The following is a 24,606-nucleotide window of genomic DNA, read 5'->3' as shown; positions in this document are numbered from 1 at the left end:
GCGACCCGCGCGCTCAGACCAGCCGCCGGGCGGTCGCCCAGCGCGTCAACTCGTGCCGGTTGGAGAGCTGGAGCTTGCGCAGCACCGCGGAGACATGCGACTCGACGGTCTTCACCGAGATGAACAGCTGCTTCGCGATCTCCTTGTAGGCGTAGCCGCGGGCGATCAGCCGCAGCACCTCGCGCTCGCGCTGGGTGAGCCGGTCCAGGTCCTCGTCGACGGGCGGGGCGTCGGTGGAGGCGAAGGCGTCCAGCACGAAGCCGGCCAGCCGGGGCGAGAAGACCGCGTCGCCGTCGCGCACCCGGAAGATCGAGTCGACCAGGTCGGGTCCGGTGATGGTCTTGGTGACGTAGCCGCGCGCGCCGCCGCGGATGACGCCGATCACGTCCTCGGCCGCGTCGGACACCGACAGCGCGAGGAAGCGCACCGGCCGGTCCGGGTCCGCGCTGAGCGCCGCGCACCGCCGCAGCACCTCCACCCCGCCGCCGCCGGGCAGGTGGACGTCGAGCAGCACCACCTCCGGCCGGGTCGCGTTGACGACGGTGACCGCCTGGTCCACGTCGGCCGCCTCCCCGACCACCTCGACCCCGGTCTCCGCGGTGACGCCGATCTCCGCCTGCACCCCGGTGCGGAACATGCGGTGGTCGTCGACGAGGACCACCCGGACCCGTCGTTCGTCTCCCGTGGGCGTAGTCATGCCACCGCCACCCTCTCCATCTCGAGTTCGACTTCCGTGCCGCCGCCGGGCGCGGCCCGCAACCGGGCCTCGCCGCCGTTGCGCCGCATCCGTCCGATGATCGATTCTCTTACGCCCATGCGGTCGCCGGGAACCTGGTCGAGGTCGAAACCGGGACCGTGGTCGCGTACGGAGACGAACACCTTCGCCTCCTCGACCTCGGCGTAGACCTGGACCGTGCCGTCGCCACCGTACTTCGCCGCGTTGACCATGGCCTCGCGCGCGGCCTGCATCTGCGCCGCCAGCCGTTCGTCGAGCGGGCAGTCGCCGACGCAGACCACCTCCACCGGCACGCCGTGCGCGTCCTCCACCTCCGCGGCGGCGGCCCGTACGGCGTCGGCGAGCGTGGTCGGCTCGTCGTCGCGGCCGGTGCCCTCGGGGCGGTAGAGCCAGGCGCGCAACTCGCGTTCCTGGGCCCGGGCCAGCCGGGCCACCTCGCGCGGCTCCTCCGCGTGCCGCTGGATCAGCGTGAGCGTGTGCAGCACCGAGTCGTGCACGTGGGCGGCGACCTCCGCGCGCTCCTGGGCGCGGATACGCATCAGCCGCTCCGCGGACAGGTCCTGCGTCATCCGCACCAGATACGGCCCGGCGATCAGCGCGACCCCGACCAGCACGGCGAGCGCGGCCTGGAGGATGCCGCCGAGGTGGCTGCCGGAACCGCGCACCACGATGAAGCCGGTCACCCCCGCGATCACCAGCACGATGCCGCCCGCGGCCCGTACCAGCGGCCAGAACCGCTTGCCGTGGCTCATCTCGACCCAGCGCGCCTTGCGGGCGTTGTCGGCCTGCCGCCACACCAGCGCGACGCCGGCGCCGATCAGCAGCAGCGGCCACACCGCGCGGTTGGCCGCGCCGAGGTTGAGGTTGTCCACGAGGATGCCGGTGCCGCCGGCCAGCGCGATCAGGGCCATGATCTGGCCCTTGTCCGGACGCTTGCCCGCCAGCCAGGACCGGGCGTCGCGCGGCTCCTTGGCCTCGGAGACACCGCCGACGCCGAGCGGCACGAAGAACCAGAACACCGCGTAGAGCAGGATGCCGATGCCGTTGAAGACGGCGAGCAGCACGAACAGGGCCCGTACCCACAGCACGGGCAGCCCCAGGTGGCCGGCCAGCCCGCGCGCCACCCCGCCGACCATCCGGCCCTCGGAGCTGCGGTAGAGCTTGCGCACACCGGACCCCGCCGGTTCGGGCGGGGTGAGGAAGGACGCTCCGGAGACGCCGCCGGACGGTCCGGGCGGCGGCGGGGTGCTGGCTGACATACCCCGATCGTCACACAAGCACGTCCTCGCGGGCATCAGGGTGAACCCCCGAGGATTGCCCGGCCCGACCCCCAGGGAGCGTCCGGGGCGGGATCAGGGTCGTACCAGGGTCGGGGCGGGTGCCGGTACGGCGGCGGACGGGCGACCATGGTGTCCATGACCGACGACCCCACCGAGACGAGCGCGGCCCGTAACCGGGCCACGGACCGGGACGAGGTCCGCGGCGAGGTTCGGGACGAGGGCGCCGGTGCGCCGCCCCCCTCGCCCGCGGACGAGGCCCCGCGGCCGGCCGGCGCGACCCGGGACGACCGCGGCACCGACGCGGGCGGCACGGACACCGGCACGCGGTCCGGCAGCACCCGCGCCTCGCACGGGGACGACGGCAAGGACGGCGACGGCGAGGGCACCTCCGACGACAGCCGCCCGCAACTCCGGCGCGGCCACGGCAAGGACAAGGTGCTGGCCGGCGTCTGCCACGGCGCGGGCCGCTACTTCGGCGTCGACCCGGTCATCTTCCGTATCGTGCTCGCCGTCCTCGCGCTGACCGGCGGCATCGGTCTGATCATCTACGGCCTGGGCTGGCTGGTCATCCCGCAGGAGGACGAGGAGGAGAGCGAGGCGCACCGCCTGCTCTCCGGCCGGATCGAGGGGGCGCCGCTGACCGCCGTGCTGATGGCACTGGTCGGCTGCGGTCTGTACGCCTCGATGCTCGGCAACGGCGCCAACCAGGCGTTCTCCCTGATCCTGCTGGCCGCCACCGTGGCCGCCGTGTACTGGTCGCAGCAGCGGACCAGGATGCAGGCGGCCGGCGAGACCCCGCTCGCGGCGGCGAGCGCCGTCGCCGACGCACCGCCCGCCGCGCAGGCGCCGCCCGAGCCCGGCAGCGCCCCGTCCTGGTGGCGCGACCCGCTGACGAAGGCGCCGCCCTACCTGTGGGGCCCGGACGACGGGCCGTACCAGGCGGCGGACCGGCAGGCGTGGCGGGAGCGGAAGAGGAAGACCCGCAAGGAACGCCAGTGGCCGTTCGGCCTGGTGGCCTTCCTGCTGGCGGCGACGGCCGCGGGCGTGGGCACCTGCGTGGCGGTGCACCGGACGTCGGTGGGCAGCAGCGTGGAGATCGGACTGGCGTCCGCGCTGGGCGTGTTCGGCGTGGCCTACCTGATCGCGTCCTTCGCGGGGCGGCCGCGCGGCCTGACCGCGTTCTGGTCGCTGCTGACCATCGCCGGCCTGATCGGCGCCGCCTCGCTGCCGAAGGACCAGGAGGGGTGGACCAGCCGCTGGACCCCGGCCACCGCGACCGCGATCCAGCCGTCGTACGTGCGCGGCGCGGGCGACGGCGTCCTCGACCTGCGGACCGTGTCCCTGGGCAACCGCACGGTCAGCACCCGGCTGGACGTGCACGTGGGCGAGGCGGAAGTGAAGCTGCCGCCGAACGCCACGGTGGTCCTGACCTACCACATCGGCGTCGGTGACGTGCTGCTGCCGGGAAAGAGCCACAGCGGAGTGAACATCAGGAGCGGCACCCACGACACCGAGGTCTACAGCCCGAGGCCGGGCACCCCGTCGACCGGCACCATCGACCTCACGGTCAAGGTCGGCGTCGGAGATCTGCGGGTGGTCCGGTGAAGCGGCACCGTTTTGAACCGACCGCCCTGGTGATGGGCCTGGTCCTGATCGGCCTGGCGGTGGCCTTCTTCCTCGACGTGGCCGGTGTGGGGAACCTCTCGGACCCCAACCTGTCGATCCCCGTCGCGGGCACCTGCCTCGGCCTGGTGGTGGCGACGGGGGTCGTCACGCAGGGGGTGCGGACCGTACGGGCCCTGCGGAAGCGTCGATCCCCTCGGCGGTAGCCGCCGCGGGTCCGGGCGCCCCGGCGACGGCGGCGCCGGCGCCCGCACCGGTGCGCCGCTTCCTGATCAGCAGGTCGATCGACAGGTAGGGCGTGCCCGCCAGCACCAGCGGCAGCCAGGCCATCAGGTAGGCGAGGTCGTTGCCGTAGTAGTAGGGCGTGGTGGACCAGCTCACGGTCAGCCACAGGCTCAGCGAGATCAGCGCGCCACCGAGCGCGGCGACCCGGCCGAGCAGCCCGAAGAGCACGCCGAGACCGGCCGCCAGCTCGCCGAGCGCGATCGCGTATCCGAAGCCGTGCGGCGCCTTCAGCGCGAGGTCGACCATCGCCGGGATCGCCGCGGAGTCCCGCACGCCGTGCAGGGTCTGCAGCAGCGAGCCGTTCGCCGAGTCGGTGAAGAAGGTGTTGCTGGTCAGCTTGTCGAGCCCGGCGTAGGTGAACGTCACACCGAGAAAGATCCGCAACGGCAGCAGTGCGTAGCGACGTGCGGTCTCCCGCCACATCTCCAGCATCGTCTCCCGCCTCTCCCGCCGCTCTTGGTGGGGTGGAAGTCGTCTTCCGTTGCAGCGGCGTCAGGGGGTCATACGTATACCGGCGGGCTGTGACTCAACCCGGCGGGACATTTCCGGGCCCGCCGCACCGGCCGCCGCACCGGCCGCCGCACCGGACGCCGCACCTGCTGCCGCACCGGACCGCCCCCTGGCGCGAGACCGTCCGGGGGCGGTGCCCGCTCACTCCCACTCGATGGTGCCCGGCGGCTTGCTGGTGACGTCGAGCACGACCCGGTTCACGTCAGCGACCTCGTTGGTGATCCGGGTGGAGATCCGGGCCAGCACGTCGTACGGCAGCCGGGACCAGTCGGCGGTCATGGCGTCCTCGGAGGAGACCGGCCGCAGCACCACCGGGTGGCCGTAGGTGCGGCCGTCGCCCTGGACGCCCACCGAGCGGACGTCGGCGAGCAGCACCACCGGGCACTGCCAGATGTCGCGGTCCAGGCCGGCCGCGGTCAGCTCCTCGCGGGCGATGGCGTCGGCCTCGCGCAGCAGGTCGAGGCGGTCCCTGGTGACCTCGCCGACGATACGGATGCCGAGGCCCGGGCCGGGGAACGGCTGCCGCTGGACGATCTCGTCGGGCAGGCCGAGCTCCTGCCCGACCATCCGCACCTCGTCCTTGAAGAGCTTGCGCAGCGGCTCGACCAGGGCGAACTGGAGGTCCTCGGGCAGGCCGCCCACGTTGTGGTGGGACTTGATGTTGGCGGTGCCGGTGCCGCCGCCGGACTCCACCACGTCCGGGTAGAGGGTGCCCTGCACCAGGAACTCCACCGGCTGGTCGTCCGGCGCCTCGGCGATGATCTCGGCCTGCGCCTGCTCGAAGACCCGGATGAACTCCCGGCCGATGATCTTGCGCTTCTGCTCCGGGTCGGACACCCCGGCGAGCGCGGCGAGGAACCGCTCGGAGGCGTCGACGACCTTCAGCCGCACCCCGGTGGCGGCCACGAAGTCCTTCTCGACCTGTTCGGTCTCGCCCTTGCGCATCAGGCCGTGGTCGACGTAGACGCAGGTCAGCTGGTCGCCGATGGCGCGCTGCACCAGCGCGGCGGCGACCGCGGAGTCCACCCCGCCGGACAGTCCGCAGATCGCCCGCCGGTCGCCGACCTGGGCGCGGATCGCGGCGATCTGCTCGTCCACCACGTTGCTGGTGGTCCACTCCGGCTTGATGCCGGCGCCGCGGTAGAGGAAGTGCTCCAGGATCTGCTGGCCGTGTGTGGAGTGCATCACCTCGGGGTGGTACTGCACGCCGTACAGCCGCTTCTCGTCGTTCTCGAACGCGGCGACCGGGACGACGTCGGTGCTCGCGGTGACGGTGAAGCCGTCGGGCGCGGCCGAGCAGGCGTCGCCGTGGGACATCCACACCGACTGCTGGGCGGGGGTGCCCTCGAAGAGGGTGGAGCCGGGCTTGGAGACCTCGAGCGCGGTCCGGCCGTACTCGCGGGCGCCGGTGTTGTCGACGGTGCCGCCGAGTGAGGTGGCCATCAGCTGGAAGCCGTAGCACATCCCGAAGACGGGTACTCCGGCCTCGAACAGCTCGCGGTCCAGGCTGGGCGCGCCCGGTGCGTAGACCGACGAGGGGCCGCCGGACAGGATGATCGCGCTCGGCCGCTTCGCCAGCATCTCGGCGACCGGCATGGACGAGGGCACGATCTCGCTGTAGACCCGCGCCTCGCGCACCCGGCGGGCGATGAGCTGGGCGTACTGCGCGCCGAAGTCCACGACCAGGACGGTGTCGGTGGCGGCGGCGCCGTCGGGAGCGGGGTCGGCTGGGGTCGCTGAGGACACGGGCGGCCTTCCGGCGAGGGTGCGGGAGTGTGCCGCCAGTCTACCCAGCGCCGGGCGGCTCCCCCGACGGTGCCCGCCGCCCCCGCCGCTTCCGCCCGCCGCCCCGCCCCGCGCGCCCAGCGCCACACCGTCCGACGCAGCCCCCACCGCACCGCCGCCGCACCGCCCGCGCCCCGCCTTGCGCGCGCACCCGGTCGGTGGTCCATACTGGGCGCCATGCACACGCACACCTTCGCGTTTACCTATGGCACCGGCTGGTCCGGCTGCCATGGTCGCGTCGCGTGAGCTGACGCAAGCGACCTCCAGGCGCCCCGGGCCACTCGGCCCGGGGCGCCTGTCGTTTCCCCGGACCGCGGCCCGGGTCGTGACCGACGTGCCACCGACCCGAGGAGCAGACCGTGACCGAGACCCTTCCCTCCGACACCGAGCAGATCATCGCCGAGGCCCGGCAGCGCATCGACGACCTCGACGCGCGGATCATCGAACTCGTCCAGCAGCGCGTCGCGGTGTCGCAGGATGTGCAGCGGGCCCGGATGGGCGCCGGCGGCCGGCGGCTGCACCTGGCCCGCGAGATGGAGGTGCTGCGGGCGTACGGCGACACCCTCGGCCGCCCCGGCACCGCGCTCGCGATGACCCTGCTGGAACTGGGCCGGGGTCGGGTATGACGGTATGACCGCGACGGGCGAGGTTCCCCTTTCGAGGGGGATCACCCGAACGGCACGTGACCGGCCGACGGCCCCTTCGTTGGAGGTGATGTCCGTGCCAGCCAGGGGCGGTAACCCAACACCACGCGTGGAAATGGACACCGCCTAGACGCAGCTAGGCGGGGTGTGAGCCGGTGCGATGAGGCGGCCGCGGCAATGTGGCCGCCGTGGGACCTCGCATCGGTGCGAGTGGCCGGACGGCAGGGGACAGCAGCCCGGTCACGACTCTAAAGAGGCGGTCGGTTCCCGGGGACGCCCGGGACCGGCCGCTCTGCGAGTGACACATTACAGCGTGTTCAGGACGTTTTGGGCACCCGCGGCGCTTCTTCCGCCCGAGGAACTCGGGGTATCGGCAGCAGCGTGAGCCGCAGCGCGCCGAACGCGTCCGCCGGCACCGCCGGGGATTCCGGCTCGACCGCGGCGATCCTGCGGTACGCCTCGCCCTGGGACGGCCGCGGGTCCGCCGCGCCCTTGTTCGGCCACAGCGACATCGCCCGTTCGGCCTGTGCGGTGATCGTCAGCGAGGGATTGACGCCGAGGTTCGCCGAGACCGCGGCGCCGTCGACCACATGGATGCCCGGATGCCCGAACAGCCGGTGGTACGGGTCGATCACGCCGTGGTCGGCGTCCGCGCCGATCGGGCAGCCGCCCAGGAAGTGCGCGGTCATCGGCCGGTCGGTGGCCTCGCCGACGTTGCTGCCCGCGAAGCCGTTGATCTCCTCGGCGATCAGTTCGGCCGCCCGCGCGCCCTCGGGGATGTGCACGGGGTTCGGTGCGCCATGGCCCTGACGTGCCGTCAGCAGCCCCTTGCCCAGGCCCTTGTCCTTGCGGTAGGTGGTCAGCGAGTTGTCGCTGGTCTGCATCACCAGTCCGATGATCGTCCGTTCCGACCATCGGAAGTTCGACAGCGAACGGAACGCGACCGCCGGGTGCCGCAGGTAGTTGACCGCGAACTCCGCCCAGCGCGGCAGCTTCCCTCGGTACGGCGCGGCCATGATCGACAGGTTGCCCATCGCGTTGGAGCCGCGGCCGTAGCGGACCGGCTCGATGTGGGTGTGGTCGTTCGGGTGCACCGACGAGGTGATGGCCACGCCCCGGGTGAAGTCCAGCGGGCGGTCCGGGTGGCGCTTGCGGTAGCGGGACGCGGAGGTCTGCGCGCCCACCAGCGCCTCGGAGTTGGTCCGGGTCAGCTCGCCCAGCCGGGCCGAGATCCGCGGCAGCCGGCCGGAGTCGCGCATGGCGTGCAGCAGCGTCTGGGTGCCGTAGGTGCCGGCCGCGACCACCACCTGGCGGGCCCGCAGCACGCCGCGGGCGCCCTTCCTGCGCCGGTCGGTGGGCACGGTGGTGACCCGGTAGCCCCCCGCCGGGTCGTCGGCCAGCTCGACGACGGTGGTCATCGCCCGGATCTCGGCGCCGGCCCGCTCCGCGAGGTGGAGGTAGTTCTCGTTGAGCGTGTTCTTCGCGCCGTGCCGGCAGCCGGTCATGCACTCGCCGCACTCGACGCAGGCCCGCCGGCGCGGCCCGGCGCCGCCGAAGTACGGGTCCGCGACCTCCTCGCCGGGCGCCGCGCCCGGCCCGCCGGTCCCGTCGCCCTCGCCGCCGGCTCCCTCGCCGCCGCAGGCGTCCCGCCCGTCGCCGAAGAACACCCCGACCGGCGCGAGGTGGAAGCTCTCCCCCACGCCCATCTTCTCGGCGGCGGACTTCAGATGGACGTCGGACGGCGTCATCGTCGGGTTGAGCCGCACCCCGAGCATCCGCTTGGCCTGGTCGTAGTACGGCGCCAGCTCCTGCTGCCAGTCGGTGATCGCGCCCCACTGCCGGTCCTGGAAGAACGCGGCCGGCGGGACGTACAGCGTGTTGGCGTAGTTCAGCGAACCGCCGCCGACGCCCGCGCCGGCCAGCACCAGCACCTTGCCCAGCACATGGATGCGCTGGATGCCGTAGAGGCCGAGCGAGGGCGCCCACAGGTAGTTGCGCACGTCCCAGGAGTTCTTCGGAAGCTCCTCGCGGGTGAAGCGGCGGCCCGCCTCCAGCACGCCGACCCGGTAGCCCTTCTCGGTCAGCCGCAGCGCGGACACCGCACCGCCGAAGCCCGATCCGACGACGATGACGTCGTAGTCGTAGCCGTCTTCCTGTGCCACCTGGTCCTCCGGAGGATGATCGGTCGTCGAGCGGGGTCGGGTCGGGTCACGTCGGAAACCGGCGCGGTCGGGAGCCGGCGCACGTCGGGAGCCGGGCCGCGCTCAGCGGATGTGCAGCCCCTTCATCAGCCGCAGCGAGGCGTTGAGCAGCGCCGCGTACTTCTCGTCGCTCATGCCGAACGCCGGGCCCATCGGCATCAGCCGCTGCACCGCGATAGTCTGCGCCTCGGTGTACTTCACGATGCCCTCCGAGCCGTGCCGGCGGCCGAGCCCGGAGTCCTTCATGCCGCCCATCGGCGCCCGCACGCTGCCGTAGGCCGCCGCGTACGCCTCGTTGACGTTGACCGTGCCGGAGCGCAGCCGGGCCGCGAGCGCGGTGCCGCGGCGGACGTCGCGGGTCCACACGCTGGAGTTGAGGCCGTACTCGGTGGCGTTGGCGCGCTCGACCGCCTCGTCCTCGTCGTGGAAGCGGTAGACGGACACCACCGGGCCGAAGGTCTCCTCGGCGCACACCGCCATCGGGGCCTCGACGCCCGTCAGCACCGTCGGCTCGTAGACGTACGGGCCGATGTCGGGGCGCGGGCGGCCGCCGGTGAGCACCGTGGCGCCCTTCTCCCGGGCCTCGTCCACATGCCGGGTGACCACGTCGAGCTGCCGCGGCCCGACCAGCGAGCCCATGCCCGCGCCGTACGCCAGCGCGGTGCCGAGCCGCAGCGAGCGGGTCAGCTCGACGAACTTCGCGGTGAAGGCGTCGGCGACCGACTCGTGCACGAACAACCGCTCGATGGAGATGCACAGTTGCCCGGCGGAGGCGAAGCAGGCCCGCACCGCGCCGGCCGCGGCCCGGTCCAGGTCGGCGTCGCGCAGCACCAGCAGGGCGTTCTTGCCGCCGAGTTCGAGCGAGGCGCCGACCAGCCGGGCGGCGGCGCGCTGGGCGACCTCGCGGCCGGTGCGGGTGGAGCCGGTGAAGGAGACGTAGTCGGCGTGCTCGACCACCGCGGGGCCGACCACCGGGCCGTCCCCGATCACGATCTGCCAGACGTCCTCGGGCAGCCCGGCCTCGATGAGCTGCCGGCGGGCCCACAGCGCGGTCAGCGCGGTCTCGGTGTCGGGCTTCATCACCACCGCGTTGCCCGCCGCGAAGGCGGGCAGCGCGTCGCCGACGGACAGCTCCAGCGGGTAGTTCCAGGGCGCGATCTGCCCCACCACCCCGCGCGGCTGGCGCACTTCGAGCGCCTTGGTGAGGGTGGGCACGGCGCCGGTGTGCCGCTTCGGCCTGAGGTAGGCGGGCGCCTTGAAGCCGTAGTGCCGGGCGGCCATCGCGACCACCTGCACCTCTTCGTGGGCGTGCAGCCGCGCCTTGCCGGTCTCCAGCTGGATCAGGTCGAGGACTTCGGCCTGCCGGGCGAGCACCAGGTCGTGGAAGCGCAGCAGCACCCGGGCGCGCTCGCGTACGGAGGTCGCCGCCCAGCCGGTCTGGGCGGCGCGGGCGCGGCGGTACGCCTCGGCGACGTCGTCCGGGGTGGCCTCCGGCAGGTCGGCGAGCTTGTCGCCGGTCAGCGGGGTGTGGCCGGCGGTGCGGCCGGAGCCGAGCACGCCCCGGGTCAGCCGGGCGACGAGGTCGGGGGTGACGACATCCCGCGGGCCGCGTGCGGTGGCGGGCTGCGGCGCGACGGGGTTGTCGGTGCTGCCGTCGGTGAGGGAGGCACTGCGTGTCACGCTTTCCGGCGAATCCGTCATGCCGGTGAGGGTACGGCGACCGGCCCGCCGTGGGTACCCATCAGTAGCTTTTTTCTCCGTGACTTCTGCAACCACGCCAGCGTGCAATGGCATCGTGGTGATCTTCGCAGGTCAGCACGGTCGAACAGGCGGGCGGACGGACGGCGGTCCGGCGGGCGAACGGAAGGACGGCGGTCCGGCGGGCGAACGGAAGGACGGCAGGCGAACGACCGGCGGCGGGCGCACGCACGGACCGGCGAACGAGCGGGACCGCGAACGGGCGGCGGGCTGACGGACCGTCGGGCCTGGGGCCGGGCCGGGGTCAGTTCGCGGTGTAGGTCTGGACGGCCTTGTCGAACGCCTGCTGGACCGCCGCCCGCTGGTTGTCCAGGCCGGTGACCAGCACGATGTGGTACTTCCCGTCGATCAGGATGGCGAGGTTCCGCGCGTACACGCCCTGGCCGCTGGAGTTGCGGTAGGTGTACTCGCCCTCGGCCGCCGGGTGGCCGTCGAGCGTCAGGGACTGCAGGCCCGACGCGGAGGACCAGGACGAGGAGCGGAAGTCGGACAGCTCCGGCTCGTTGAGCTGGTAGGCGACCGGGTCGGTGCCGCGCGCGGAGGACTTGTCGCGGCCGGGGACCACGGTGAGTTGGAGGTCGTCGCCGGAGTAGGTGACCTCGTCCTGGGCGTTGGGGCCCGAGCGCTGCCAGCCGGTGTGCACCGCGACGGAGAAGCCGGCCGCGTCGTGCCGCAGCGCGTAGCCGGGGCCGAGCGCGGGTCCCGACGGGGAGGCGGGCGCCGTCTTCGCGGGCTTGGTCGGGGACTTGCCGGCGGGCGCGGAGGTGCCGGTGGACGGCGCCGTGGAGGCGTCCCCCTTGCCGTCGCCCTTGCCCGCACCGGGGTTCGGCATCCGGGCCGGCACGCTGCGGTCGGCCTTCGCGCCGTCGGAGGAGTCGCCGCGGTGCGGCATCACCAGCAGGGCGTACGCCACCGCGGCCGCGAGGATCACCAGCACCGCGATCAGCAGCCGCACCCCGAGCCGGCGCGGCGAGTCGTCGCTGCCGTCGGGACGCCGGTAGACGACGTCCTCCTCGTGGATGTGCGGGCGGGCCGCGGTGCGCGGGCCGCTACGGCCGGCGGTGGGCTGGGCCGGCACGGACGGGCGCGGCTGCCGGGCCGCCTTGGCCGGGCGGGTCGCTTCCATCGACGCGGCCGGCGCGACCGGCGCGGCGGGGGCCGGACCGGTGCCGGACATCCCGAGGGCGGTCGTGGCACCGGGCGCCTTCGGCAGCTTGGCGGGCTTGGGCGGCTTCGGCGGGCGGCCCACCTTGGCCTGCTTGCCGCGGGCGTGCCTGCGGTGCTGGGCGCCGGCCTCCTCGGCGGCCGCCTTCCGCCGGCGCCGCCGGACCAGTTCGCCCCGGCGCCGCTTCACCGGCAGCTTCGCCGGGTCGGTGGGCACCTGCACGGTGCTGACGCCGAGGTCGGGTTCGGGCGCGGAGCGGATCAGCGAGCGCAGCCAGCCGCCCAGCTCCTCGGCCTCCGGCCGCTCCTCGGGGTCCGGGCGCAGCAGCGACTCCACGATCGGCCGCAGCGGGCCGCACTCCTCGGCGAAGGCCGGCGGCTCCGCGCAGACCAGCTGGACGAGTTCGGCCGCGCTCTCCTCGGGGAAGGGCGGGTGGCCCTGGACGCTGCGGAACAGCAGCGAGCCGAGCGCCCACAGGTCGGCGGCCGGGCCGACCGGCGGGGACAGCCGCCAGTTCTCGTGCACTTCGTGCGCCTGCTCGGGCGCCCAGCGCTCGGTGACGGCGCCGACCACGGTGATGCGGTTCTGCCGGGCCCGCTCCTGTTCCAGCGCGGACCGCGGGCCGTGCCAGTCGTCGGGGTCCGCGTCGGTGCCGCCGGCGAGCACCTGCTCGGGCACCGGGTCGTATCCGCACAGCGCCTCCTGGGCGGCGCCCGCGGCCAGGCCGGCGAGCATCGCGCGGCCGTCGTCGCAGACCAGCACGGTGCTCGCGGTGACGTTGCGGTGCGTCCAGCCGGTGGCGTGCAGGGCGCGCAGCGCGGTCAGCACGTCGGAGGCGACCTCGGCGGCGCGGTAGGCGTCCAGCGGGCGCTCGGCGAGTAACGCGGCCAGCGACCGGGCGGACACCAGTTCGCTCGCGATCCACAGGCTGCCGTCCTCGACAAAGATGTCGAAGACCTGGACCAGCCGCGGGTGGTCGGGGATGGCGGCCGCGGTGCGGGCCGCCTCCAGGGCGCGCCGGGCGCTCTCGTCCAGCCCCTCGGCGCCGTCGGACCCGCCGGGGCCCTCCTCGCCGGGGTCGGCGCTGACCACCTCGGGCAGCAGCACCTGGTGGACCAGGACCTCCTGGCCGCTGTAGGTGTCGAAGGCGCGGCTCTCGACGAGTTCGAACTCGTCGGCGGGCGGCCGGGGCAGCCGGTAGCGCTCAGCGAGCACCCGTCCTGCGTACTCCTCCACGGCGCCCCCCTTCCGGCCCGCCCGTTCGCTCATCCGCCCGCGCACCCGAAACGGTCAGGCCCTTTCAGGTCCGGACACTTCCGACGGCGAGTCGGTCCGTATCCGGCTGCGGACAGTCCACACGCACTCACCTTACGTGCTTCGCCCCGCCTACTTGGCCGGTTTGAAGGTACTGAAGAAGGTCGTGAGCCTGTGCTGGTTCACGTCGCTGCCCCACGCGCCGGCCGGGGTGGTGTACATCAGGGCGTAGCCGTGCTTCTTGTCCGTCACCATGCCGCGGTTCAGGACATGTACGGCCTTGCCGTTCTGCTGCCGGGTGTATTCCCAGTCGGCGGCGTCGTAGTCACGGTAGTCCGCGGAAGCCACCTTGATCTGGTGGTAGTTCTTCATCTGCCCGGGCGCGGCGGCCGCCGAGACCTGCCAGTTGTGCAGGGCGCTCTTGCCCGGGCTGTGGGTCCAGTCCACCAGCAGGTTCTCGCCGCCGCTGCCCTTGAAGCGCGAGCCGACGCCGTAGCCGTCGTCGCCGACCCGCTTCCACCCCGCGGGGAGCGCGATCGAGAAGCCCTCGGAGTCCTTGAAGGTGTGCCAGCCCTGGGGGAGGGCGTCGGTGCCGGACCCGGAGGCCGGCGGGGTGGTGGAGGCGGCCGTGCCGGCCGTGCTGGGCGACCCGGCCGCGCCGTCGGGGTCCTGGCCCTGGCCCTTCTCCTTGGCCGCGTTCTCGTCGGTGCCCTGGGCGGAGGTGCTCGGCGCGCCGCCGCCGGACGCGCCCTTGCCGCTCTTGCCGTCGCCGCCACCGGAGTTGGCTATCGCGATGCCTATCACGGTGCCCAGCAGCGCCAGCACCACCAAGGCGATGACGATCACCATGGTGCGGCGCGGCACCACGTCGCTCAGCGGCGCGCGCGCCGGTCCGGCCGGGGCCGCCGCACCCGCTCCGGCGGGCACCTTCCGGTCGGTCGCCTTGCGCAGCGCGCGCAGCGCCTCGCGTGCCCTGGCCTGGTCGATCGCGGCCTTGCGGGCGGCGGGCGGCGCGTCCGTCGGCACGGGCTGGGGGTCGATCGCGGTACCCACGGTGGGTGGCACCGACGGCATCGGCATCACGCTGGTCGGGTCGGCGGCCGGCTCGACCGGCTCTTCCGGGGCGTTCACCACGGCGTTGAGCAGCCGCCGCGCGCCCGCGTCGTCCAGCCGCCGGTCCGGGTCCTTGACCAGCAGCCCGTTGATCGCCTCGGCGAGCGGCCCGGCGTTGCGCATCGGCCCGACCGGCTCGGTCATCACCGCGGTGAGGGTGGCGATCGCGGAGCCCTTGTCGTAGGGCGGGTGGCCCTCGACGGAGGCGTACAGCAGCGCGCCGAGCGACCACAGGTCGGCGGGCGGGCCGGGCTTCTGGCCGCGGGCCCGCTCGGGCGAGATGTACGACGGCGCGCCGACGAGCATGCCGGTGGACGTCACCGACGGGTCGCCGTCGATCAGCGCGATGCCGAAGTCGCCGAGCACGACCCGCCCGCTGCCCGAGGCCCGGCCCTCCTCGTCGTCGCCGGTCTCCGCGAGCAGCACGTTGGACGGCTTCACGTCGCGGTGCAGGATGCCCTCCGCGTGCGCGGCCTTGAGCACGTCGAGCAGCACCAGGCCGATCTCCGCGGTGCGCCGGGCGGAGAGCGGCCCGTCCTCACGGATCGCGTCGGCCAGCGAGCGGCCCTCGACCAGCTCCATGACGATCCACGGCCGGTCGTCCTCCTTGACGACGTCGAAGACCGTGATGGCGCCGGTGTTGCGGATGCGCGCGGTGGCCTTCGCCTCGCGCAGGGTGCGGGTGACCAGCCGGCGCTTCTCGTCCTCGTCCACGTTGCCGGGGAAGCGCAGCTCCTTCACGGCGACGCTGCGGCCGAGCGTCTCGTCGACCGCGCGCCACACGGTGCCCATGCCGCCCTTGCCGAGCACGCCACCGAGGCGGTACCGGTCGGCGAGCAGGCGTCCGTCGGTACCTTCGTCCTCGCTCATGGAATCCCTCTGTCGTGTCTTCCGGGTGGGTGCCTGGTTCCCGGGGTGGCGGCGCGCACCGGTGCTCGCCTGCGCGCGTGCCGGATGGCGGCAGCCGCCAACGGCTTCACCGGCGGCGGTTGTCGGGCGGTTCGGCTACCCATCATCCCCGAACGGGGAAGGTGCTTGCGAACCCCGCAGGTCAGTCCTTGGCCCGGAATCCGGCGACGGCGTTGTTGAACACCGGTAGCCACTGCTGCCATTGGGCCTCGGGGGCCGACAGGTAGATCGCGTACTCGGTGCCGCCCGGCTTGCCGAAGCCCATGTCGATGGCGTGCCAGTCGCGGATCTTGCCCTTGAAGGTGAACTCCCACAGCGCGGCCCGCTCGCCGAGGACCAGGGTGCGGTCCATCCGCTTGCGGTGGTAGCCGTCGACCTGCTTCTCGGTCTGCGGTTCCAGTTCCTCGAAGTGCTCCAGGGGATCGGTGCTGCCGAACGGCAGCGCGTTGACCTTCAGCCCGACCAGCCCGTCGGCGGTGAGCCAGTCGACCTCGTCGCTGCCGTTCGGCGTGGACCTGGTCCACCCCTCGGGCACGGGCAAGGAGTAGTCGTAGCCGTCGTGCTGCTCCGTGGCGAGCCGGTAGCCGGCCGGGAGCTTCGGCGGCGGCGGTGTGGTCGGCGCGGGGGCCGTGGTGGGAGCCGGGGCGCTGGTCGGAGCGGTCGGTGTCGGACTGCCGACGGCGGAGTCGTCCGCGCCGCCGCTGTGGGAGCGGTGGACGGCGTACAGCGCGCCGCCGGCGGCCAGGGCGGCCACGGCGACGGCCGCGATCCACGGCAGGGCGCGGCGCCGGCGGCGTGGGGCGGTGCCCGACCGGTGGGAGGCGAGCGAGTCGCTGTGCTGCGGGCTCCGCGGTGTGTCGTCGTCCCGGCCCTGCCCGCCCGGCTCGGGCTCCCCCGGGCCGGGCGGCGTCCCCGGGCCGCCCGCGGCTCCCGCAGCACCGCCAGGGTGCTCCTGAGCGGCGTCCGCGCCCTGCTGCGGGCCGGCCGCCGTGCCCGTGCCCAGCGGTGTGACGACGGTGGTCCCGGTGCGGGGCGACTGCTCGGCGCCGAACCGCTCGCGCTCCACCTCCGCGGTGTCCGTCTCCGCGGCCGGCAGCCGCAGCATCCGCTCGGCATCCTCGGCCGACAGCCGCTGCTGCGGGTCCCTGACGAGCAGTCCGGCGATGAGGTCGGCGAGCACCCCGGCCTTGCCCGGCGGTTCGAGCGGCTCCTCGGCGATGGCGTACGCGGTCTCGATCGCGGTGGGGCGGCGGAACGGCGAGATGCCCTCGACCGCCTGGTACAGGGTCGCGCCCAGCGCCCACAGGTCCGACTCGGGCCCGGGCAGGACGCCGCGTATCCGCTCCGGACTCAGGAAGTCGATGGAGCCGATGAGTTCGCCGGTGCGGGTGAGGGTCGAGGTGCCGGACGCCTGGGCGATGCCGAAGTCGGTGAGGACGATCCGGGAGTCCTCGCCGAGCAGCACGTTGCCGGGCTTCACGTCGCGGTGCAGCACCCCGGCGCGGTGGGCGGCGCGCAGCGCGGCGACCATGCCGCGGCCCACCCGGGCGGCCTCGGCCGGCTCCAACGGGCCCTGCGCCTTGAGCCGTTCGCCCAGGGTGACCGAGGGGACGTACTCCATCACTATCGACGGCAGCCCGGCGTCGTCGACCACGTCGTGCACGACCACCACGTTGGGATGGCTGATCCGCGCGGCGGCCCGGGCCTCGCGTCTGGTGCGCTCGAAGAGGGTGGCCATCTCCTCGTCGTCCATGTGCGGTTGCGGCGGGTGCAGCTTCTTCACCGCGACCCGCCGGCCGAGGAGTTCGTCCTCGGCCAGCCACACCGTGCCCATCCCACCCCGGCCGATGCGTTCGAGCAGCCGGTAGCGGCCCGCGACGAGCCGCCCTTCGTCGCCGTGTCCGGCCCCATTCATGTCGTGCCCTTCCGGTCCCCCGCGGGCGCCTCCCGTCTTGCGCCCAGGCGAACTTGGCGCCTAGAGAGGCACGATATCGGGCGCGCCCAACCGAGCGGCGTCCGCGGTCTGGTCATCGGGCTGGAGCTGCGACTCGCGCTCGGCCTCGACCCGCTTCTCGTAGTACTCGACTTCCTTGTCGATCTGCGCCTGGTCCCAGCCCAGCACGGGTGCCATCAACTCCGCGGCGGGGCGCGCGCTTCCGGTGCCGCGGTCGAAGGTCTCGATCGAGATACGCGTTCTGCGGGTCAGCACGTCCTCCAGGTGACGGGCACCCTCGCTCTGGGCCGCGTAGACGATCTCGGCGCGCAGGTAGTCGTCGGCGGCGGGCAGCGGTTCGCCGAGCGAGGGGTCCTCGTCGATCAGCGCCAGCACCTCCTCGGCGAGCGTGCCGTACCGGTTGAGCAGGTGCTCCACCCGGGCGACGTGCACGCCGGTACGGGCGGCGGTGCGGGCCCGGCCGTTCCACAGCGCCTGGTAGCCCTCGGCGCCGAGCAGCGGCACCTCCTCGGTGCAGCAGCCGGCCACCTTGCGGTCCAGGCCGTGCACGGCCTCGTCCACCGCGTCCTTGGCCATCACCCGGTAGGTGGTGTACTTGCCGCCGGCCACCACCACCAGGCCCGGCAGCGGGTGGGCGACGGTGTGCTCGCGGGACAGCTTGCTGGTCGCGTCGGACTCGCCGGCCAGCAGCGGCCGCAGGCCCGCGTACACGCCCTGGACGTCGTCCCTGGTCAGCGGGGTGGCGAGCACCGAGTTGACGTGTTCGAGCAGGTAGTCGATGTCGGCGCTGGACGCGGCCGGGTGCGACTTGTCCAGGTCCCAGTCGGTGTCGGTGGTGCCCACGATCCAGTGCCGGCCCCACGGGATGACGAAGAGCACGCTCTTCTCGGTCCGCAGGATCAGCCCGGTGCTGGAGTGGATGCGGTCCTTCGGCACGACCAGGTGGATGCCCTTGGAGGCGCGGACGTGGAACTGGCCGCGCTCGCCGATCAGGGCCTGCGTGTCGTCGGTGAACACCCCGGTCGCGTTGACCACCTGACGGGCCCTGACCTCGTACTCGCCGCCGGCCTCCAGGTCCTCGACCCGGGCGCCGACCACCCGCTCGCCCTCGCGCAGGAACCCGACCACGCGGGCCTGGTTGGCCACCACCGCGCCGTACGACGCCGCGGTGCGCACCAGCGTCATCACCAGGCGGGCGTCGTCGACCTGGGCGTCGTAGTACTGCAGGGCGCCGACCAGGGCGTCCTTGCGCAGCGCGGGCGCGATCCGCAGCGCGTGCTTGCGGCTGAGGTGGCGGTGGACGGGCAGGCCGCGGCCGTGCCCGGAGGAGATCGACATCGCGTCGTAGAGCGCCACGCCGGAGCCCGCGTAGAGCCGCTCCCAGCCCTTGTGCTGGAGCGGGTAGAGGAACGGCACCGGCCTGACCAGGTGCGGGGCCAGCCGTTCCAGCAGCAGGCCGCGCTCCTTCAGCGCCTCTCTGACCAGGGCGAAGTCCAGCATCTCCAGATAGCGCAGGCCGCCGTGGATGAGCTTGCTCGACCGGCTCGACGTGCCGGACGCCCAGTCGCGGGCCTCGACCAGGCCCACCGACAGGCCGCGGGTGGCGGCGTCCAGCGCGGTGCCCGCGCCGACCACGCCGCCGCCCACGACCAGGATGTCCAGTTCGTGCTCGGCCATCCGGGCGAGAGCCTGGGCCCTTTCCGCCGGGCCGAGTGATGTCGTACGCATCCGTGCCTCCGTGACTGCGTCGCTGCGGTGTCGCTCGGTGTCTCGGTGTCGCTCGCTGTCGCGCGGTGTCGCGCTGCCGCCTGCCGATCGGTGCCGTGGCGTCGCCGCCACAGCGTGTTCCGCGGCTGGTGGCGCGGTCGGACCGGGCCGCCGCGTACCTACCCGCTCCCTCTCGATAGTGACCGCACCCGCGCCGACCGGCCAGCGCTGCCCGGCGCGCCGTGTGGTCATATCAGTGATTTGTCTGGTTAGCCTGTTTTAAAACCATCTGTGAGCCTCTTTGTGTGTCTCACCGAGGGTCGGCTCCAGGGAGAGGACCCGCAACGATGCCCGCAGACCTCGCCGTACTCGGACTGGGCCATACCGGTCTCCCCCTCGCGCAGGCGGCCACCGCCGCCGGTATCGGCACCATCGGCTACGACCCCGATCCGGCCGTCGTGGCCGACATCAACGCCGGCCGGGTGCCGCCGGGCACCCTGGCCGCGGCCGAACTGCGCCGGATGCTGGCCGGCGGCTTCCGCGCGACCAGCGACCCCGCGGTGCTCGGCCGGGTCAGAACCGCTGTGATCTGCGCTCCTACCCCGCTCGGCGAGGACCACGCGCTGGACCTGACCGCGGTCGCCGCCGCCGCCCGCGCGCTCGCCGGGCACCTGCGCCCGCACACCACCGTCGTCCTGGAGTCGGCGGTGCACCCGGGCACCACCGAGGAGTACCTGCGGCCGCTGATCGAGGCCGGCGGGCTGCGGGCCGGCCGCGACTTCCACCTCGCCTACTCCCCCGGCCGGCTCGACCCCGGCAACCGCGACTTCCCGCTCTCCCACATCCCCAAGGTGGTCGGCGGCCTCACCCCCGCCTGCACCGAGGCGGCGGCCGCCTTCTACAGCCGGCTGAGCGAGCGGGTGGTACGCGCCCGCGGCCCGCGCGAGGCCGAGGCGGTCAAGCTGCTGGAGACCAACTACCGGCACGTCAACATCGCCTTCGCCAACGAGATGGCGGTCTACTGCCACGACCTCGGCGTCGACCTGTGGGACGTGATCCGCTGCGCGGAGACCAAGCCGTTCGGCTTCCAGGCGTTCCGCCCGGGCCCCGGCGTCGGCGGCCACGCGGTGCCCCTCGACCCCAACGCGGCACCGCACTTCGCCACCGGCACCGGCGGCGGCACCGGCCGCCCGCGCACCCCCGGCCACCCGCTGCGCATGGTCGAACTCGCCCAGGAGGTCAACGGCCGCATGCCGCGCTACGTGGTGCAGCGCGCCGCGGCCCTGCTCAACGAGCACGGCAAGTCACTGCGCGGCGCCCGGGTGCTGCTGCTCGGTGTCACCTACAAGGCGGACCTCGCCGACCAGGAGGGCGCGCCGGCCCGGGAGATCGGCACCCGGCTGATGGAACTGGGCGCCCAACTCTGCTACCACGACCCGTACGTGCCGCAGTGGCGCGTTCTCGACCATCCGGTGCCGCGCGCCGACTCGCTGTGGGAGGCCGCCGCCGACGCCGACCTGACGCTGCTGCTCCAGCACCACCGCACCTACGACCTCCAGGGGCTGGCGGTCAAGGCCCAACTCCTGCTGGACACCAGGGGCGCGACCCCCGCGGGAGCGGCGGCCCGGCTGTAGGCCGCGGGCCCGGGACGGGACAACAGGGTCCCGTGGGGCGGAGGTTGCGCACACTTGTCGTGGTCCTGTAACGAGCAGATGAAGCATCTTGTCCGATTGTCATCCCCCCCTGCTAGATTTCGGCGTCACTGTTTCGCACCTGCGCAACCTTGTGCGATACCCGCTTCCGTCCCCGGGGGAACCTTTCGTGAGCGCCAACTTCCCACCTCCGCAACAGCCGTCCGGCCAGAACCCGTTCGCCCCGAAGCCGCCCGGCAGCCCCTACGGCCAGCCGCCGGCCGGGAGCCCGTACGGCCAGCCGCAGAACCAGCCGCAGAACCCGTACGGCGCTCCGCAGGCCGCACCCGCCTTCAACCCGAACGCCTACCCGCCGCCGGCGGTCGCCCAGCACCGCGACAACGTGGGCCTGGGCATCGTGGCCGGCGTCGTGGTCGCCATCGTCGCGGCGCTCGCCTACGGCGGGCTGCTGCGCGCCATGGCCAAGAGCGACGGCACCACGGTCGAGTTCCGCTACGCGGCGCTCGCGGTCGGCGCGCTGATCGGCGTCGCGATGGGCAAGGTCGGCGGCCGCAACCTCGCGCTGCCGTTCGTGGCGATCGTGCTCGCGCTGCTCTCGGTGATGTTCGGCGAGATCTTCGGCGGCGCGCTGGTCATCAGCCACTACATCAGCCAGCAGGGCGGGGACCTCTCCGTCAGCCAGCTGCTCTTCCACCACTTCGGCACCCTCTTCAAGGCGTGGAAGTCGGACTTCGGCGCGATGCGGGTCTTCTTCCTGATCTTCGCCGCGCTCGCCGCCTTCGGCCTGGCCAAGCGGATGGGCGAAAGCTGAGCCGCCACCACCGCATGACGAAGGGGCCCGTACCGCGCGGACGCGGTACGGGCCCCTTCGTGTGCTCCCGGTCGGGGGCTCCGGCTCCGGTGCTCCGGCTCCGGCGCTCCGGTTCCGGTGCTCCCGGCCTCAGCGGTGGTGGGTCGGCGACACGGTGACCTCGACGCGCTGGAACTCCTTCAGGTCCGAGTAGCCGGTGGTGGCCATCGAGCGGCGCAGGGCGCCGAAGAAGTTCATCGAGCCGTCAGGGGCGTGCGACGGGCCGAGCAGGATGTCCTGGGTGGTCCCGGCGGTGCCGAGGTTCATCCGCTTGCCGCGCGGCAGTTCGGTGTTGACCGCCTCCATGCCCCAGTGGAAGCCGCGGCCGGGCGCGTCGGTGGCACGGGCCAGCGGGGAGCCCATCATCACCGCGTCCGCGCCGCATGCGATCGCCTTGGGCAGGTCGCCGCTCGCGCCGAAGCCGCCGTCCGCGATGACGTGTACGTACCGGCCGCCGGACTCGTCCATGTAGTCCCGGCGGGCCGCCGAGACGTCCGCGACGGCGGTCGCCATCGGCACCTGGATGCCCAGCACGTTCCGCGTGGTGTGCGCGGCCCCGCCGCCGAAGCCGACCAGCACGCCCGCGGCCCCGGTCCGCATCAGGTGCAGCGCCGCGGTGTACGTGGCGCAGCCGCCGACGATCACCGGCACGTCCAGCTCGTAGATGAACTGCTTCAGGTTCAGCGGCTCGTGCGACCCGCTGACGTGCTCGGCCGACACCGTGGTGCCGCGGATCACGAACAGGTCGACGCCCGCGTCCACCACGGCCTTGGAGAACTGCGCCGTACGCTGCGGCGACAGCGCCGCCGCCGTGGTCACCCCGGCGTCGCGCACCTCCTTGATCCGCTGGCCGATCAGCTCCTCGCGGATCGGCGCCGCGTAGATCTCCTGGAGCCGCGCGGTGGCCCGGGAGTCGTCGACCTCGGCGATCTCCGCGAGCAGCGGCTCCGGGTCCTCGTACCGCGTCCACAGCCCTTCCAGGTTCAGCACCCCGAGGCCGCCCAGGTTGCCGATCCGGATCGCCGTCTCGGGGGAGACCACCGAGTCCATCGGCGCGGCCAGGAACGGCAGCTCGAACCGGTAGGCGTCGATCTGCCACGCGATCGAGACCTCCTTGGGGTCCCGGGTCCGCCGGCTGGGCACCACGGCGATGTCGTCGAACGCATACGCCCTGCGGCCCCGCTTGCCCCGCCCGATCTCGATCTCAGTCACGTCCTACGCCTCTCTGTACGTCCTGCGCAGCCCAGTATGACGGGTCCCCCCGGGTGGGTTGCCTGCCCCGGAAGCAGCCGCAGTGATCCAGGGGCGCGGGGAACTGCGCGACAAGCCGCCCGCGGACCGCAAGGTCCGGGCAGATCGGCAAGCAGGCGACCCGGGCGGTCCCGTCCGGGTTCAGCCGTGGTAGTTGGGGGCCTCGACGGTCATCTGGATGTCGTGCGGGTGGGACTCCTTGAGCCCCGCGGCCGTGATGCGGACGAACTTCCCCTTGGACTCCATCTCGGCGATGCCCGCCGCGCCGACGTACCCCATGGTCTGCCGCAGCCCGCCGACCAGTTGGTGGAGGACCGCCGAGAGGGGACCGCGGTAGGCGACCTGCCCCTCGACACCCTCGGGAACGAGCTTGTCGTCGGAGGAGACGTCGGCCTGGAAGTAACGGTCCTTGGAGTACGACCGGGCCTGCCCGCGCGACTGCATCGCGCCGAGCGAGCCCATCCCGCGGTAGGACTTGAACTGCTTGCCGTTGATGAACAGCAGCTCCCCGGGCGACTCCTCGCACCCGGCCAGCAGGCTGCCGAGCATGACGCTGCTCGCGCCCGCGGCCAGCGCCTTGCCGATGTCGCCGCTGTACTGCAGGCCGCCGTCGCCGATCACCGGGACACCGGCGTCGATGCAGACCTGCGCCGCCTCGTAGATCGCCGTGACCTGGGGCACACCGATGCCGGCGACCACCCGGGTGGTGCAGATCGAGCCGGGGCCGACACCGACCTTGACACCGTCGACGCCCGCGTCGAGCAGCGCCTTGGCGCCGTCGCGGGTGGCGATGTTGCCGCCGACCACGTCGACCTGGACGCTGGACTTGATCTTCGCCATCCAGTCCAGCGCGTTGCTGTTGTGGCCGTGGGAGGTGTCGACCACCAGGAAGTCGACGCCGGCGGCGGCCAGTGCCTGGGCCCGGTCGAGCGCCTCGGGGCTGGCGCCGACGGCCGCGCCGACCAGCAGCCGGCCCTCGGCGTCCTTGGCGGCGTGCGGATACTGCTCGGCCTTGACGAAGTCCTTGACGGTGATCAGGCCCTTGAGCCGGCCCTCGTCGTCGACCAGCGGCAGCTTCTCGATCTTGTGCCGGCGCAGCAGCGCCATCGCGTCGGTGCCGGAGATGCCGACCTTGCCGGTGACCAGCGGCATCGGGGTCATGACCTCGCGGACCTGGCGGTTGCGGTCGGACTCGAAGGCCATGTCGCGGTTGGTGACGATGCCGAGCAGCCGCCCGGCCTCGTCGGTGACCGGCACGCCGCTGATCCGGAACCGGCCGCACAGCGCGTCGGCCTCGCCGAGGGTGGCGTCGGGCCGGACCGTGATCGGGTCGGTGACCATGCCGGACTCGGAGCGCTTGACCAGGTCGACCTGGCTGACCTGGTCCTCGACCGAGAGGTTGCGGTGCAGCACGCCGACGCCGCCCTGGCGGGCCATCGCGATCGCCATCCGCGCCTCGGTGACCTTGTCCATCGCGGCGGAGAGCAGCGGGATGTTCACCCGGACGTTCCGCGAGATCAGGGAGGAGGTGTCCACCTGGTGCGGCAGCACCGAGGACGCCCCCGGGAGCAGCAGCACATCGTCGTAGGTGAGCCCGAGCGTGGCGAACTTCTCGGCTACTCCGTCGGCGTTCAGCGACATGACACCTTCCCGAATGGTCTTGCCCGGCGAGTTGTTCAATGGTAGTGGCTTTGCCGCTATTCCCCTGACCGCCCGGAGCCGCCCGGTCTGTCGGCTTCGCCACCCCCGCGCGTCGCCCGCACCGCCCGGGGACGCGGGCGCCCCGGCCCCGGAACGGCGGCTCCCCGCGAACAGCCGCCCGCGGACGGCCGCCCCGGAACGCGTGACCGGCAACGAGCGCCCCCGGAACGCGTGAGCGGGAACGACCGACCGGGAACTCACCCCGGAACGACTCAACCCGAACGACCC

16 protein-coding genes and 1 pseudogene are annotated in these 24,606 nt (G+C 73.2%); 5 read left to right on the top strand and 12 right to left on the bottom strand.

What is annotated here, in order from left to right:
- Positions 1–13: 13 nt before the first annotated feature.
- A complete protein-coding gene (locus ACIPAE_RS21955; RefSeq protein ID WP_328468210.1) occupies positions 14–697 on the bottom strand; it encodes a response regulator transcription factor in 684 nt (227 codons plus the stop codon).
- Complete coding sequence (locus ACIPAE_RS21950; RefSeq protein WP_402447308.1) at positions 694–1,995, bottom strand: PspC domain-containing protein; 1,302 nt, start codon at positions 1,993–1,995, stop codon at positions 694–696. Before ACIPAE_RS21950 ends, ACIPAE_RS21955 begins: the two co-directional genes overlap by 4 nt.
- A 156-nt stretch (positions 1,996–2,151) precedes the next feature.
- Here ACIPAE_RS21950 and ACIPAE_RS21945 point away from each other — a divergent pair, with 156 nt between their 5' ends.
- Together ACIPAE_RS21945 and ACIPAE_RS21940 are read left to right on the top strand one after the other, a co-directional pair.
- A complete protein-coding gene (locus ACIPAE_RS21945) occupies positions 2,152–3,621 on the top strand; it encodes a PspC domain-containing protein (protein WP_402447306.1) in 1,470 nt (489 codons plus the stop codon).
- Positions 3,618–3,845: a hypothetical protein gene (locus ACIPAE_RS21940; RefSeq protein ID WP_329365702.1), complete on the top strand. Its 228-nt coding sequence runs from the start codon at positions 3,618–3,620 to the stop codon at positions 3,843–3,845. The genes ACIPAE_RS21945 and ACIPAE_RS21940 overlap by 4 nt, the downstream gene beginning before the upstream one ends.
- 37 nt (positions 3,846–3,882) lie before the next feature.
- Here the strand turns inward: ACIPAE_RS21940 and ACIPAE_RS21935 are convergent.
- Positions 3,883–4,356: pseudogene (locus ACIPAE_RS21935) on the bottom strand (DoxX family membrane protein); the annotation flags it as partial.
- A 219-nt stretch (positions 4,357–4,575) separates the two neighbouring features.
- The gene (guaA, locus tag ACIPAE_RS21930; RefSeq protein ID WP_329365706.1) at positions 4,576–6,180 is read right to left on the bottom strand and encodes a glutamine-hydrolyzing GMP synthase; all 1,605 of its coding nucleotides are present in this window, start codon (positions 6,178–6,180) and stop codon (positions 4,576–4,578) included.
- Positions 6,181–6,578: 398 nt separating this feature from the next.
- Between guaA and ACIPAE_RS21925 the strand changes: the two genes are divergently transcribed.
- Positions 6,579–6,845, top strand: a complete 267-nt coding sequence (locus tag ACIPAE_RS21925; protein ID WP_402447303.1) for a chorismate mutase — start codon at positions 6,579–6,581, stop codon at positions 6,843–6,845.
- A 335-nt stretch (positions 6,846–7,180) separates the two neighbouring features.
- Here the strand turns inward: ACIPAE_RS21925 and ACIPAE_RS21920 are convergent, their stop codons facing one another.
- The 6 genes from ACIPAE_RS21920 to ACIPAE_RS21895 all read right to left on the bottom strand — a co-directional run bounded on the left by ACIPAE_RS21920 (position 7,181) and on the right by ACIPAE_RS21895 (position 18,945).
- Positions 7,181–9,025, bottom strand: a complete 1,845-nt coding sequence (locus ACIPAE_RS21920; protein WP_402447301.1) for a GMC oxidoreductase — start codon at positions 9,023–9,025, stop codon at positions 7,181–7,183.
- A 102-nt stretch (positions 9,026–9,127) separates the two neighbouring features.
- The gene (locus ACIPAE_RS21915; protein ID WP_329365711.1) at positions 9,128–10,765 is read right to left on the bottom strand and encodes a succinic semialdehyde dehydrogenase; all 1,638 of its coding nucleotides are present in this window, start codon (positions 10,763–10,765) and stop codon (positions 9,128–9,130) included.
- 301 nt (positions 10,766–11,066) lie between these two features.
- Entirely contained in the window at positions 11,067–13,223 is a 2,157-nt protein-coding gene (locus tag ACIPAE_RS21910) for a protein kinase (protein ID WP_402447298.1), read from the bottom strand.
- 150 nt (positions 13,224–13,373) lie between these two features.
- Entirely contained in the window at positions 13,374–15,224 is a 1,851-nt protein-coding gene (locus tag ACIPAE_RS21905; RefSeq protein ID WP_402447296.1) for a serine/threonine-protein kinase, read from the bottom strand.
- 181 nt (positions 15,225–15,405) lie between these two features.
- Positions 15,406–17,178 (bottom strand): serine/threonine-protein kinase, encoded by a 1,773-nt coding sequence (locus ACIPAE_RS21900; RefSeq protein ID WP_402447294.1) that lies wholly within the window; start codon positions 17,176–17,178, stop codon positions 15,406–15,408.
- Between the two features lie 60 nt (positions 17,179–17,238).
- Complete coding sequence (locus tag ACIPAE_RS21895; RefSeq protein WP_366411447.1) at positions 17,239–18,945, bottom strand: glycerol-3-phosphate dehydrogenase/oxidase; 1,707 nt, start codon at positions 18,943–18,945, stop codon at positions 17,239–17,241.
- 326 nt (positions 18,946–19,271) lie between these two features.
- Between ACIPAE_RS21895 and ACIPAE_RS21890 the strand changes: the two genes are divergently transcribed.
- Together ACIPAE_RS21890 and ACIPAE_RS21885 are read left to right on the top strand one after the other, a co-directional pair.
- Positions 19,272–20,558 carry a nucleotide sugar dehydrogenase gene (locus ACIPAE_RS21890; RefSeq protein ID WP_366411448.1) on the top strand — a complete coding sequence of 429 codons (1,287 nt, stop codon included), beginning with the start codon at positions 19,272–19,274 and terminating at the stop codon, positions 20,556–20,558.
- Between the two features lie 187 nt (positions 20,559–20,745).
- Complete coding sequence (locus ACIPAE_RS21885; protein ID WP_329365724.1) at positions 20,746–21,387, top strand: hypothetical protein; 642 nt, start codon at positions 20,746–20,748, stop codon at positions 21,385–21,387.
- A 129-nt stretch (positions 21,388–21,516) separates the two neighbouring features.
- On the opposite strand, the gene ACIPAE_RS21880 is transcribed toward ACIPAE_RS21885, so the two are convergent.
- Positions 21,517–22,638 carry a GuaB3 family IMP dehydrogenase-related protein gene (locus ACIPAE_RS21880; protein WP_329365726.1) on the bottom strand — a complete coding sequence of 374 codons (1,122 nt, stop codon included), beginning with the start codon at positions 22,636–22,638 and terminating at the stop codon, positions 21,517–21,519.
- Between the two features lie 180 nt (positions 22,639–22,818).
- The gene (gene guaB, locus ACIPAE_RS21875) at positions 22,819–24,318 is read right to left on the bottom strand and encodes an IMP dehydrogenase (RefSeq protein ID WP_329365728.1); all 1,500 of its coding nucleotides are present in this window, start codon (positions 24,316–24,318) and stop codon (positions 22,819–22,821) included.
- Between the last annotated feature and the right edge of the window lie 288 nt (positions 24,319–24,606).

Origin of the sequence: Streptomyces sp. NPDC087270, from assembly GCF_044744625.1 — a bacterium.
Taxonomy (GTDB): Bacteria; Actinomycetota; Actinomycetes; order Streptomycetales; family Streptomycetaceae; genus Actinacidiphila.
Note: the sequence above shows the minus strand (reverse complement) of the source record. Positions and strands in the feature narration are given on the sequence as shown.